Annotated in this window: 11 protein-coding genes; 4 read left to right on the top strand and 7 right to left on the bottom strand. The window is 69.0% G+C overall.

The features are described 5' to 3' along the window. Positions 1-152: 152 nt before the first annotated feature. From ASE43_RS08550 to ASE43_RS08525, 6 genes are all read right to left on the bottom strand, one after another. Positions 153-2,123 carry a serine hydrolase domain-containing protein gene (locus ASE43_RS08550; RefSeq protein WP_057160164.1) on the bottom strand — a complete coding sequence of 657 codons (1,971 nt, stop codon included), beginning with the start codon at positions 2,121-2,123 and terminating at the stop codon, positions 153-155. Further along, positions 2,120-3,271 (bottom strand): hypothetical protein, encoded by a 1,152-nt coding sequence (locus ASE43_RS08545; RefSeq protein ID WP_057160163.1) that lies wholly within the window; start codon positions 3,269-3,271, stop codon positions 2,120-2,122. The genes ASE43_RS08550 and ASE43_RS08545 overlap by 4 nt, the downstream gene beginning before the upstream one ends. A 7-nt stretch (positions 3,272-3,278) precedes the next feature. After that, positions 3,279-4,334: a DUF1611 domain-containing protein gene (locus tag ASE43_RS08540; protein WP_082607187.1), complete on the bottom strand. Its 1,056-nt coding sequence runs from the start codon at positions 4,332-4,334 to the stop codon at positions 3,279-3,281. 72 nt (positions 4,335-4,406) lie between these two features. Further along, positions 4,407-6,638, bottom strand: a complete 2,232-nt coding sequence (locus ASE43_RS08535) for a TonB-dependent receptor (RefSeq protein WP_057160161.1) — start codon at positions 6,636-6,638, stop codon at positions 4,407-4,409. A 62-nt stretch (positions 6,639-6,700) separates the two neighbouring features. Continuing rightward, complete coding sequence (locus ASE43_RS08530) at positions 6,701-7,852, bottom strand: membrane dipeptidase (protein WP_057160160.1); 1,152 nt, start codon at positions 7,850-7,852, stop codon at positions 6,701-6,703. Then, a complete protein-coding gene (locus tag ASE43_RS08525) occupies positions 7,849-8,892 on the bottom strand; it encodes a dipeptide epimerase (RefSeq protein WP_057160159.1) in 1,044 nt (347 codons plus the stop codon). Before ASE43_RS08525 ends, ASE43_RS08530 begins: the two co-directional genes overlap by 4 nt. Before the next feature lie 141 nt (positions 8,893-9,033). On the opposite strand from ASE43_RS08525, the gene ASE43_RS08520 reads away from it, so the two are divergent. From ASE43_RS08520 to ASE43_RS22820, 4 genes are all read left to right on the top strand, one after another. Continuing rightward, entirely contained in the window at positions 9,034-9,636 is a 603-nt protein-coding gene (locus ASE43_RS08520) for a TetR/AcrR family transcriptional regulator (RefSeq protein ID WP_235568678.1), read from the top strand. Positions 9,637-9,730: 94 nt separating this feature from the next. Next, positions 9,731-10,594, top strand: coding sequence for an SDR family NAD(P)-dependent oxidoreductase (locus ASE43_RS08515; protein WP_056177921.1), 864 nt, complete (start codon positions 9,731-9,733; stop codon positions 10,592-10,594). A 10-nt stretch (positions 10,595-10,604) separates the two neighbouring features. Further along, positions 10,605-11,288: an NAD(P)H-binding protein gene (locus ASE43_RS08510; RefSeq protein ID WP_057160158.1), complete on the top strand. Its 684-nt coding sequence runs from the start codon at positions 10,605-10,607 to the stop codon at positions 11,286-11,288. Next, positions 11,281-11,412 (top strand): hypothetical protein, encoded by a 132-nt coding sequence (locus ASE43_RS22820; RefSeq protein WP_255356373.1) that lies wholly within the window; start codon positions 11,281-11,283, stop codon positions 11,410-11,412. The genes ASE43_RS08510 and ASE43_RS22820 overlap by 8 nt, the downstream gene beginning before the upstream one ends. Here ASE43_RS22820 and ASE43_RS08505 read toward each other — a convergent pair. Then, positions 11,409-11,843 (bottom strand): EamA family transporter, encoded by a 435-nt coding sequence (locus tag ASE43_RS08505; protein WP_057160157.1) that lies wholly within the window; start codon positions 11,841-11,843, stop codon positions 11,409-11,411. The genes ASE43_RS22820 and ASE43_RS08505 overlap by 4 nt on opposite strands. Positions 11,844-11,897 lie beyond the last annotated feature (54 nt).

Here is an 11,897-nt window from a genome sequence, read left to right as displayed (position 1 = left end):
CGACGGCCTTCGGGGAATCCGGTCAAATCGTCAGGCGAGACTCGGCGTGTTGCCGGTTGCGCCACCGGCAAAGCAGGTGGGGCCGCTCTCGGCGGCCCCAGACCCTGGCCCTCGGCAGGCGGCCAGCCCCTAGGGACCGGCGCGCCCTTTGCTCAGACCTTCCACGGCAGGACGTTCCAGAACCACAGGCCCCAGGCCGCCGCCAGGAACACCAGCAGGGCCAGGCTGTGGCGGAGCTTGCGCCAGAAGCCGAAGTCCGGCGCGCGCCAGGCCGACCACAGCCGCATCAGGCTGAGCAGGCTCAGCGCCAGCGGCAGCAGCGCCGACCACAGGGCCAAGCGCAGCAGCGGCGCGGGATAGCTGAAGACGGCGTCGTTGCCGGCCGCAGCGATCTGGGCGAAGGCCACGCCGAACAGCACCGCGAACAGCAGCCAGGCCACGGCGGTCCAGGCCAGCAGGCGCGCGCTGCCCTGCCCGGCCGCCTTGCGATCGGCGGCCGGACGCTTGCGCCGCAGCCAGGCGCCGGTCAGCACGCCCAACGCGGCCAGCACCGCCAAGCCCAGCGCCACGTACAACAGATTGGGATCGTTGAAGGCGCCGACCCGGTCGAGCACGTCGTGGCCGTAGGGCGAGACGAAGCCGACCACCGCCCCGCCCTCGCGCAGGAACGCGAGCCGGCCGGGGCCGTCGACCGCGCGGAACACGTCCGGCTTCTCCAGCACCCAGCGCGAAGTCTCGCCGCCCGCGCTCAGGGTCAGATAGCCCTCGTCGGTGACGCCGACCTCGGCATTGGACGCGGTCAACAGCTTTTCGAACGCGCGGTAGTTGCGGCGCTCGCCCTGGTACTTGCCCGCGTAGGGCTGGGCCAGCTTGGCCGCGTCCTTGGACAGTGCCGGCAAGGGCCCGGGCCGCGCGCGTTCGAAGTAGCGCTGCAGCAGCAGCGCGGGCAGCTCCGCGGCCAGGCGCACGCCGGTGTCGGTGTTGGTGGACACGAACACGCCGAAACCCAGCTCCGGCACCGCGACCATATTGGAGTGGAAGTACAGGGTGGCGCCGCCGTGCTCCAGGCTGTGCACCTGTCCGTACTGGCGACGGAAATAGCCGTAGGCGAAGCCGGTCGCATCCGGCGCGGTGCGGAACAGCGGCGCGCCCTCCAGCTTGGCGAAAGCCGCCGCCGGCACGATGCGCTGGCCGTCGAGTTCGCCGCGGTTGAGCAGCATGCGCAGGTAGCGCGCCATGTCGGCGGCATCGCTGGACACCGCGCCGGCCGGGCCGACCTGGGCGATGTACTCGAAGCCCTCGGTCTTGTAGCCGCCCTGGCTGCGCAGGTGGCCGTCGGACCACAGGCCCTTGAAGGCCGGCCCGGCGTTGCGCGGATCCTGCGCGCCCAGCGGCTCGCGGAAGGTGGTGCGGTGCATGCCCATGGGCTGGAACAGGTCGCGCTCGATCAGGCTCTCGAACGGCACCCCGGCCACGCGCGACAGCACCAGACCCAGCAGGGTCACGCTGTAGTTGGAATAGACCGCGTGCTGGCCGGCCTCGCGCACGCGCTGCGGGCGATGGCGCAGCACGTAGTCGTGCAGGCTGAGCGCGGCCTTGGGCTCCTTGGCGAACAGGTGGCCGAACGCGGAGTCCTCGTAGCCGGCGGTGTGGGTGAGCAGGTGGCGCACCAGCACCGGGCGGTAGCCGTCGTCGGGCAGCTTGAGCTCGTCGGGCAGATAGTCGTTAACCGGCGCGTCCAGCTTGAGCTTGCCGGCCTCGATCAGCTTCAGCGCTTCCAGATAGGTGAAGGTCTTGGACACCGAGCCGATCCGGAACAGGCTGGCCTCGGCGGTGACCGGCCGCGCCGGGTTCTGCCCGGCCAGGCCATAGCCCTTCAACAGCAGCGGGCCCTGCGCATCGACCACCGCCACGGTGACGCCGGCGATGCCGTAGCGACGGCGGTAGGCATCGACGACGCCGTCGACATAGGCGGCGACGTCCTGCGCGTCCAGGCGCGCGGGCGCGACCTCGGCGGACGCCGTTGGCGGCGCCGGCGTTGGCGCGGGATCGGCATGGGCAATGCCGATGCCGACGACCAGCGCGGCGGTGGCGAGCAGATGGGTGCAGCGCGGGAACCTCATGCTTGTTCTCCGGTATCGATCGATGGATAAGGTTTTGGGATTGGCCGCAAACGTCCGTACAGCAACAGCCACAGCCCCCAGCTCAGCAGCGGCAGCACGTACACCGCCAGCAGCACGTAGGACAGGCCGCGATAGCCTTGTGCGATCAGCGCCACCAGGCCCACGTGGTCGGCCAGGAAGATCGAACCGGCCAACAAGGCCGTCGCGATCAAACCGCGTCCGCCGCGCGACAGATCGCTACCGCGACGCGCATGCCAGGCGGTGGCGACGCGTTCGTTGATGGCGTGAACGGCGCCCGCGCCGCTCTCCAGCAGAGCGGACAAGATCATCAGCTGGAACAGGCTGTGAAACAGCGGCCAGCGCAATCGTTGCAGCAGGAAATCGGAAGGCAGCGCTTCGTCGGCGATCTGCGGGTAGTAGGCGATCATGCAGACGAAGAACGCGATCGCCGGCAGCATCGCCAACGGCCCGGCGATCAACCCCGCCACCGCCGCTTCGCGACGGCTACGGAAGTGGCGCACGATCGGCAGGATCACCACCGCGCCGATGATGTTGTAGCCGGCGTAGGTCAGACCGTTCAGCGCCCAGTCCTCGGCGGCCGGGGCGCTGGCGAAATTGGCCGCGATGCGATCGCCGAAGCGCGATAACGCGAGCAGCAGAAACAGCGCGTAGATGCCGTAGAGGAAGAACGACACCCACTTGAACAAGCGCTCCACGGCGTCGTTGCCGAAGCTGACCACCGCGGCGATGGCCAGCATCAGGCCGAGGGTGCCCAGCAGCGGCGGCCACCCGAACATGGCCTGGCCGATGGCCCCGGCGGCGGCGCCGAACACCGCCAACAACACGATCAGCAGCGCCAGATAGGCGAGTTCGAACAGGCCCCAGAACGGCCCCAGCAAGGCGCGGAAGAAACTGCGGTAGTCGTAGGTGCGCGCGGCATAGGCGAACGCGAACGTCGCCATGCAGATCGCGCTCCACAATGCCATCGCCAACAGCATGCCGGCGATGCCGCCCCAGGGGCCGCCGGGCAGGAAGAACTCCGCCAACTCGCGCCCGGTAGCGTAGCCGCCGCCTATGACCACCGCCTTGAAAGCGAAGCCGGGCAGCAGATAGCGCTGGAACCACGACGCACGCGCGGTGTCGGTCATCGCCGGCCTAGCCCGAACGTGCGAGGCAGGAATGCACCAGCGCCTGCAAGGCGGGGCCGCCGCGGATCGGATCGGCCACCGGCAGACCCAGCCGCAGGCTCTCGCTGGCGATCAGCGCCTGCGCGGCGGCATCGTCCAGATGCGCGGTGTTGAGGCTGATGCCGGCGCAGCGGATCGCCGGATTGGTGCGTCGGCCCAGCAACAGATTGAGTTCGATGGTCTCCTCGATCGACGGCAGCGCATAGCCCGGGTAGCCGAGCACCTCGCGCCGCCCCGGCTCGTGGCAAACCACGATCGCGTCGGGCTGGCTGCCGTGCAGCAAGGCCAACGCCACGCCCGCATAGGCCGGATGCGACAGCGAGCCCTGTCCTTCGATCACGTCCCAATGCGCGGGATCGGCGTCGGGACTGAGCCACTCGGCGGCGCCGGCGGCGAAGTCCGACACCACCGCATCCATCGGCAGGCCGCGTCCGGCGATCAGGATGCCGGTCTGGCCGCTGGCGCGGAAATCGGCGTCGACGCCCAGCGCGCGCATCGCCCGCGCCAGGCTCAGCGCGGTGTACTTCTTGCCCAGCGCGCAGTCGGTGCCGACGGTGAGCAGGCGCTGGCCGCCGCGCTTGCGGCCGCTGGCCACCGGCAGGCCCCGTGGCGGCTCGCGCACGTCGATCAGGCGCCGCCCATGCCGCGAGGCCTGTTCGCGCAAGGCCGGGATATCGGCCAGGCGCGCGTGCATGCCGGCGACCAGGTCCAAGCCCTGCGCCAGCGCCTCCAGCAACGCCGGTAACCAGTGCGCGGGGATCACGCCGCCGACATTGGCCACGCCGATCACCATCGCGCGCGCACCGGCCGCGCGCGCCTGCGCCGGCGTGAGCGCGCTCATGCCCAGGCTGACGCCGCCGGGCAAGGCGTACTCGCCCAGACAGCGCTCGCTGGCCCAATCGCGCAGGCCGAACGCGGTCTTGGCGTACGCCGGCGCGGCGGTATCGCCGAGAAACAGCAGATAGGGCTGCGGCAGATCCAGCATCGGCAGGGCATCGTTCGAACAGGCGTTAGCTAGCGACATGCGGGCATTCCGTTGCGAGACATTCCACGGGAGCGTGCCGCGCGGCGACGCGCGGCACCGGTGCGGGCGGGCTCAGAACCAGACATCGAATTCCAGGCCCACGGTGCGCGGTTGCAGGCGGACGGCCTGCCATTCGCGCAGGTCGCCGGTGATACCGTTGAAGACCGGCGATATCGCGCTGTAGTCGCGGTTGTCGGTCAGGTTGCGCACGTACAGGCGCAGGGTCCAGCGGCCCTTGGACACATCGGCGTTGAGATTGAGTTGGCCGCTGCTGGCCAGGCTCACCGCCTGCGGATTGCTGTCGACGTTGCTCTTGCGCTCGCCGAGCCAGTGGTAGCTGCCGCCGACGTGGCCGGACATGCCCGCGGGCAATGCGAAGTTGTAGTCGGCGGTCGCGGCCATCGTCCATTTGGGAATGCCGGGCAATCGGTCCCCGGCCGCACCGCCCAGTGAATCGGCCTGGTCGCGGAGCTTCGCATCGGTATAGGACGCGTTGAAGCCGACCAGCAAGTTGGGAGTAAGCTTGAACGCAGACGTCAGCTCAATGCCCTCACTGCGCGCGCTTCCGGCGTTGGCGAAATAGCTCAGCCCATTAGGCGTCGACGCCGAGAGCTGCATGTCCTCCCAGTCGATCCGATACGCGGCCAGATCGATCGACGCACGCCCATCCAGCAACAGGGATTTCCAACCCAGTTCGTAGTTCACTAGGCTGTCGGCGTCCACAGTCGGCGGAACGCCCGGCAAGGCGATATTGGGCCCACCCGGCCGATAGCCGCTGGCTACGCGCAGGTACAGCATGTCGTCGTCGCTCAGATGCCAGCGCGAACCAAGCAAGTAGGTGACGACCTCCTCGGACGAGGCGCCCGGCGTGACCCCGACGTCGGCCAGGCTGCCGGCGCTGATGATTTGCTTGAAGCTCTGATCGTTGCTCGCATAGCGCAGGCCGGCGGTGACGTCGAAGCGCTCGCTGAACTTGTAGGTCAGATTGCCGAACAGTGCGTGCTCGCGATAGCTCGACGGCAGGTCGGCGACCAGCAACGGGTCCAAGGCGGTTGGTACGCCGGCCAGGGATTCGGAGCTCGCGCTTTGATGATTGGTGGAACGCTCGTGGGTATAGAACGCGCCCAACAGCCACTCCACCGGCCCCTCGGACTTGGACGCCAGGCGGAATTCCTGGGTCCATTTCTTCAGCCCCAGCGTCAGCGGGAAGACCGACCGTCCCTCGGGCTCGCCAAGAATTGCCGGAATGACCGGGCCGTAGGTCTTGCTCAGATCGTTGACCTGGAGCAAATCGGTTTTGGAGTAGCTGGTGGCCGACACGAAGTCCGCCCATTGCAGATCCCAGTTGAGCGTGGCGGCGAGATAATCCACCTGCTTCTCGAAACGCTCGCGCACCGGCTTGCCGGTGGCATCGCGGCCGAAGCTGGGCTGCAGGGTCAGGGCATCGAGCGTGACCAGACTGTTGTCGTCGGCATCGATGCGCTGATGCAGCGCGGTCACCTTCAAACGCACATCGTCGTTGGGCTGCCACAGCACAGACGCCAACCCGCTGCGTTGGTGCGTGTCGTTGATGCCCTGGCGACCGCTGAAGTGGTTATCGACCCAGCCGGGGGTGAATTCGTTGGCGAACGACGCGCGCAAGGCGAGCTTGCCGGGAATCAACGGCGCATTGACGCTGGCCCGCGCGTTCCAGCCGGTGCCGTCGGCGCCCTTGACGTTGGACACGCCCACGCCGGCACGGCCCTCGTGGGCGTCCAGATCGGGATCCTTGAGCACGTACTTGAGCAAGCCGCCCATCGCGCTGGCGCCGTACAGCGTGCCTTGCGGGCCGCGCAGCACTTCCACGCGCTCGATGTCGTAGGGCAGCAGATCGAGCAGGAAGGCGCCCGAACGCGCGAGGTTGCCGCTGGAGCCCAGCGGGGTATCGTCGATGTAGGCCGCGACCACCGCGCTCGGGCCCAAGGTAGGAATGCCGCGCAACGACACGCTGGTCTGCCCGGGCGTGCCGCCGTCGTCGATAGTCATCGCCGGCAGGTAGCCGTTGAGGTCGGACAGCTGGGTGACGTGCTGGCTCTCCAGTTGCTGCTCGCCCACCACGCTGATCGCCGCCGGCACCTTGCGCTCGTCCTCGACGCGCTTCTGCGCGGTGACGGTGACGGTTTCCAAGGTCGCCGAGGGTTTGCGCTGGTCCGGTTCGGCGGCGGCGTCCTGCGCCAGGGCGATGCCCGGCGCCGCGGATAAGGCCAGGGCGATGCACCAGCCCAGGGCATTGGGGTCGAGACGACGGCGATCTTGGTTGTGCATGAGTTCCCCCCCGGGAATGGAATGCGACTGCGGATGAAACACGGATGTTGCGGATCGATCGCTCAACGCCAGACCTGGCCGAGCAAGCGACGGAAATTGCCGCCGAGCACGGCTTCGATGTCGGCGTCGGCGTAGCCGCGCTTGATCAGCGCTTCGGTCAGCTCGTAGATCTTGGTCGGGCGGTCGAAGCCCTCGATATCGATGCGCTCGCGGAAGCCGTAGCTGGCCTTGTAAGCCGCGCGCAGTGCCTTGAGCTGGTCGGCCGGCATGGCGTCGTAGCCGTACAGGTCGGCGTCGGAGCCGATGCCCACATGCTCGATGCCTACCAACTTGGCGACGTGGTCGATGTGATCGACGATGCCGTCGATGGTGGTCGGCTCCTTGGCGCCGACGAACATGCGCACGCCGGTGATGCCCATCACGCCGCCTTTGGCCGCGAGCTTGCGGATCGCCTCGTCGGTCTTCAGACGCGGATGGTCGTTGAGCGCGCGGCAATTGGAATGGGTGATCGCGATCGGCCCCTTGGCCAGCTCGATCGCATCCAGGGTGGTGCGCGCGCCGCAGTGCGACACGTCGACCAGTACGCCGACGCGCTCCATCTCCTGCACGATCGCCACGCCGTAATCGCTGAGGCCGCCGTCCTCGCGCTCGGTGCTGCCCGAACCGATCAGGGTCTGGGAGTTGTAGGTCAGCTGGGCACAGCGCAGGCCCAGGCCGTGGAAGAACTTGACGTCGTCCTTGCTGCGGAACTGCTCGGCGTTCTGCACGCCGGCGATCACCGCGATCTTGCCGTCGCGCTTGGCGCGGTCCAGGTCGACGGCGCGGTCGACCAGCAGGAACAGGTCGCTGTGGCGGGCCAGGAATCCGTGCCAGCCCGCCAGGTACTCGGCCACGCGCTCGCGCGCATCGGCGCCCTCCAGGCCCCAGGCGTTGTGGAACACGTCGATGCCGCTGGCGCGGAAATCGGCGATCTCGGCTTCGCTGAGCGTGCGCGTATAGACGTCGGGCCGCAGGTCCAGGCGCAGCGGCGCCAGCATGTCGATCACCAGCGCGCGTTCGACGACGGCACGGGCGCGCGCCGAGTAACGCCCGGGATCGGCGCGACGCGGCCGCTTCGCAGCGGCGGCGCCGCGCAAATTCAGGGCCAGGGCGGCGCCGGCCGACGCCAGCAGCAGCGCGCGCCGGCTCAGGCGCGGGGACAGATCGTCGCTCATGCGATGGACTCCGTGGAGATCGGGGATAGGCGGGACGCGACGCCGTCGCCCCAGACGGACGCCGGGCAATGGATGCGCCCGTCGCGGTAGAACACCGCCTCGGCGCGGTCCTGGGCGATGAAGCTGGGGCCGTCGAGATCGACGTAGTCGCAGCGCTGCGCGAGCACGAACGCGGGCGCCGCCGCCCAACTGCTGCCGAGCATGTTGCCGACCATGGTCTTCAGGCCCAGCGCGCGCGCGCGCTCGACCATCAGCAGGGCTTCGGTGAGGCCGCCGCATTTGTCCAGCTTGATGTTGACCACGCGATAGCGGCCGACCAACGCCTCGATGTCGTCCAGGCCCTGCACGCTTTCGTCGGCGATCAGTTCCAGGCCGCTGTCCAGCGCGTCCAAGTCGGCGTCGCTGCCGCGCGCGAACGGCTGCTCGAGCAAACGCACGCCTTGCTCATGCAACACCGCGATCAGCGGCGCGATGCTGTCCAGGCGATAGCCCTGATTGGCATCCACCGCCAAGGTCGCATCGGGTCGGGCCGCGCGGGCGGCGCGCACGCGCGCGCAATCGGCATCGGCGTCGCCGTCCAACTTGAGTTTCAGCACCCGCGCTTGCGCATACGCGCGCGCACCGGCGGCCACGGTGGCGGGGTCGTCCGCGCCCAGGGTGAACATCGTGGTCAGCGGCTGCGGCGCGTCGATGCCGGCCAGCGCCCACACCGGCCGGCCGCTCAACTGCGCCTCCAGTTCCCACAGCGCGCAATCGATCGCGTTGCGCGCGCCGCCCGGCGGCAGCAGTGCGCGCAAGGCCTCGCGATCGATGCCGGACTCGATCGCCTCGCGTTGCGCAAGCACACTCGCCTGCATCGTGGGCGGGTCGTCGCCGAAGTAATAGACGCCGCTGGCCTCGCCGCGGCCGCGACAGCCGTCCTGCTGCAACTGCGCGACCAGGGCCGGCATCGCCGCGAAGGCGTGACCGGCGATGCGCAGCGGCGTGCGCAGCGGCAGTGGTTCGATCGCGAGCTGCAGGCGGCGGGACGGTTGAGGCATGCGCGCTGCGGCTCCGGTGGCGGTTACAACCACGCGGACCGTGGTTATTTTCTATATTGGAAAGCTATTTTTTCCATTTCGTCAAGTTCCGCCCAGAACCGCTCGTCGACACAGGCTTGCGCCGACCGCCAAAACCCAAATATGATTGAGTACGCACTCAATTACTGCCCGACCATGGCCCGCCCCAAAAGCGAAGACAAGCGCAACGCCATCCTCGCCGCCGCGATCCAGGTGATCGCCGAGCTGGGCGCGAGCGCGCCGACGGCGAAGATCGCCCAGCGCGCGGGCGTGGCCGAGGGCACCTTGTTCACGTACTTCAGCACCAAGGACGAGCTGTTCAATCAGCTCTATCTGGAGATCAAGACCGAGATGCACGAGGCGATGCTGTCGACCTATCCGCGCGACGCCGCGCTGAAGGAACGCGCGCGCCACATCTTCACCGGCTACGTGGCCTGGGGCGTGCGCCATCCGGCCAAGCGCAAGACCATCGCCCAATTGGGCGTGAGCGAGCGCGTGACCGCCGAGAGCCGCGCCGAGGGCATGCGCATGTTCGCCGAGTTCGGCGCCCTGCTCGACGAGAGCATCGCCGCCGGCGCGCTGCGCGATCTGCCGCAGCAGTTCGTGGCTTCGATCATGGCGGCTTTGGCCGACACCACGATGGAATTCGTGGGACGCGAGCCCGAGCGCGCCCAGCGCTACACCGACTCCGGTTTCGAAGCGTTCTGGAACGCGATCACCCACTGAAACGCGGCGGCGACGCCGTGTTCGCTTGCTCGATTTAATGAGTGATTAAGCACTCACAAACAGCCCATCCACCTCACCGCCCAGGTCCCCGCCCATGTCCTCCCAAGTCTGGTTAGTCACCGGTAGTTCCCGCGGCCTCGGCCGTCAGATCGTCGAAGCCGCGCTTGCCGCCGGCGAACGCGTGGTCGCCACCGCACGCGATCCCGACACCCTCGCCGACCTGGTCGCGCGCTACCCTGGGCAAGTGCGCGCGGTCGCGCTGGACGTCACCGATGCGATCGCCGCGCGCGCGGCGGTGCAGACGGCGATCGACGTCTACGGCCGCCTCGACGTGCTGGTCAACAATGCCGGCTACGGCGAGCTGGCGCCGTTCGAACAAACCGACGAAGCCGCGTTCCGCGCCCAGATCGACACCAACTTCTACGGCGTGGTCAACCTGACCCGCGCCGCCCTGCCGGTGATGCGTTCGCAGCGCGGCGGCCGCATCCTGCAGATCTCCTCGGTCGGCGGCCGCATCGGCGCGCCCGGCCTCAGCGCCTACCAGGCCGCGAAGTGGGCGGTCGGCGGCTTCAGCGAGGCCTTGAGCCAGGAAGTCGCGCCCTTCGGCGTGCGCATCAGCGTGCTCGAACCCGGCGGCATGCGCACCGGCTGGGGCGAGATCGCCGGCCGCAACCTGCCCGAGATCTGGCCCGACTACCGGCCCTCGGTCGGCGCCTTGGCCGAGCTGCTGAGCCAGTACCTGGGCAACGAGAACGGCGATCCGGCCAAGGTCGCGCTGGCGGTGCTCACGGTCGCGCGCATGGAGGATCCGCCGCTGCACCTGCTGCTGGGCAGCGATGCGCTGCACTTCGTCGACGCCGCCGAAACCGCGCGCACGGCGCAGGCGCAACGCTGGCGCGAGTTGAGCGTGTCCATCGATCATGGCGCGCCGGCGATCCCGTCGCTGCCGCAAGCCTGAGGGCGCCGTCATGAACGTGTTGATCTTCGGCGCCACCGGCATGGTCGGCCAGGGCGTGCTGCGCGAATGCCTGCTCGCCGACGACGTGAGCCGGGTGACTACGGTCGGGCGCAGCGCCAGCGGCCGGCGCGATCCGAAACTGCAGGAAATCGTGCACGCGAATCTGTACGACTACCGCGCGATCGAAGACCGCCTGCACGGCTACGACGCCTGCTACTTCTGCCTGGGCGTGTCCGCCGGCGGCATGAACGAGGCCGACTACAGCCGCATCACCTACGAGCTCACCCTGGCGGCCGCGCAAACCCTGGCGCGCCTGAATCCGGACATGCGCTTCGTCTACGTCTCCGGTGCCGGCACCGACAGCAGCGAGCGCGGCCGCAGCATGTGGGCGCGGGTCAAGGGACGCACCGAGAACGCGCTGCGGCGCCTGCCGTTTCAGGCGGTGTATCTGTTCCGGCCCGGCGTGATTCAGCCGCTGCACGGCGCGCGTTCGAGCACGCCGGCCTACCGCTGGTTCTACGCCCTGACCCGGCCGCTGCTGTCGCCGCTGCGCGCGCTGCTGCCGAACCAGATCCTCAGCACCGAGAGCATCGGCCTGGCCATGCTGGAGGCCGCGCGCCACGGCGCGCCGAAAGCGGTGCTGGAAGCGCGCGATATCCGCGCCCTGGCCGAGCGGGCGCACGCGCATGGCTAGGCGCGGACCGCATTCGCGCCGGCGCGGCATGCGCGGCGGCCTGGGCGGACACGCGCTGCGCTGGAGCGCGACGATGCCGGCGCTGGGCCTGATCGGCGCGATGCTGGGCGCGCTGCTGCGCTAGCGCCGCCAGCCCAGCACCAACACGCCCGCGCCGACCATCGCGATGCCCAGCCACTCGCGCGGACTCGGCCGCTCGCCCAGGAACACGACCGCGAATACCGCGACCAGCAGCAGGCTGAGCTTGTCCACCGGCGCGACCTGCGAGGCCTGACCGATCTGCAAGGCGCGGAAATAGCACAGCCAGGAAGCGCCGGTGGCCAGGCCCGACAGGATCAGAAAGGTCCAGGTCTTGGCCGACAGCTGGCTGGGATCGCTCCACTTGCCGGCATAGACGACGAACATCGTCAGCGCCAGCACGATCACCCAGGTGCGGATGAGGGTGGCGTAGTCCGAATCCACGCCGCGCAAACCGAGCTTGGCGAAGATCGCGGTCAGCGCGGCGAATGCCGCCGAGCCCAAGGCCCACAAGAACCAGGTCGGTAAGGTGTTCATGCGCGGCCTCGCGGCGAGCGGTCTCGTCCCGATTCTGCGCCCGTCGCGACGAAC

The sequence above is a fragment of the Lysobacter sp. Root983 genome, from assembly GCF_001429345.1.
In the GTDB taxonomy this organism is placed as follows: Bacteria; Pseudomonadota; Gammaproteobacteria; order Xanthomonadales; family Xanthomonadaceae; genus Lysobacter.
The sequence above is the reverse complement of the archived record's forward strand: the minus strand, read 5'-3'. Positions and strand labels throughout refer to the sequence as shown.

Excerpts from the sequence above, each read along its gene's own strand:
- ASE43_RS08515 (WP_056177921.1), top strand. The coding sequence starts at position 9,731 with ATGTCCTCCCAAGTCTGGTTAGTCACCGGTAGTTCCCGCGGCCTCGGC.
- ASE43_RS08550 (WP_057160164.1), bottom strand. The coding sequence starts at position 2,123 with ATGAGGTTCCCGCGCTGCACCCATCTGCTCGCCACCGCCGCGCTGGTC.
- ASE43_RS08510 (WP_057160158.1), top strand. The coding sequence starts at position 10,605 with ATGAACGTGTTGATCTTCGGCGCCACCGGCATGGTCGGCCAGGGCGTG.
- ASE43_RS08540 (WP_082607187.1), bottom strand. The coding sequence starts at position 4,334 with ATGTCGCTAGCTAACGCCTGTTCGAACGATGCCCTGCCGATGCTGGAT.
- ASE43_RS08525 (WP_057160159.1), bottom strand. The coding sequence starts at position 8,892 with ATGCCTCAACCGTCCCGCCGCCTGCAGCTCGCGATCGAACCACTGCCG.
- ASE43_RS08505 (WP_057160157.1), bottom strand. The coding sequence starts at position 11,843 with ATGAACACCTTACCGACCTGGTTCTTGTGGGCCTTGGGCTCGGCGGCA.
- ASE43_RS08520 (WP_235568678.1), top strand. The coding sequence starts at position 9,034 with ATGATTGAGTACGCACTCAATTACTGCCCGACCATGGCCCGCCCCAAA.
- ASE43_RS08545 (WP_057160163.1), bottom strand. The coding sequence starts at position 3,271 with ATGACCGACACCGCGCGTGCGTCGTGGTTCCAGCGCTATCTGCTGCCC.
- ASE43_RS22820 (WP_255356373.1), top strand. The coding sequence starts at position 11,281 with ATGGCTAGGCGCGGACCGCATTCGCGCCGGCGCGGCATGCGCGGCGGC.
- ASE43_RS08535 (WP_057160161.1), bottom strand. The coding sequence starts at position 6,638 with ATGCACAACCAAGATCGCCGTCGTCTCGACCCCAATGCCCTGGGCTGG.
- ASE43_RS08530 (WP_057160160.1), bottom strand. The coding sequence starts at position 7,852 with ATGAGCGACGATCTGTCCCCGCGCCTGAGCCGGCGCGCGCTGCTGCTG.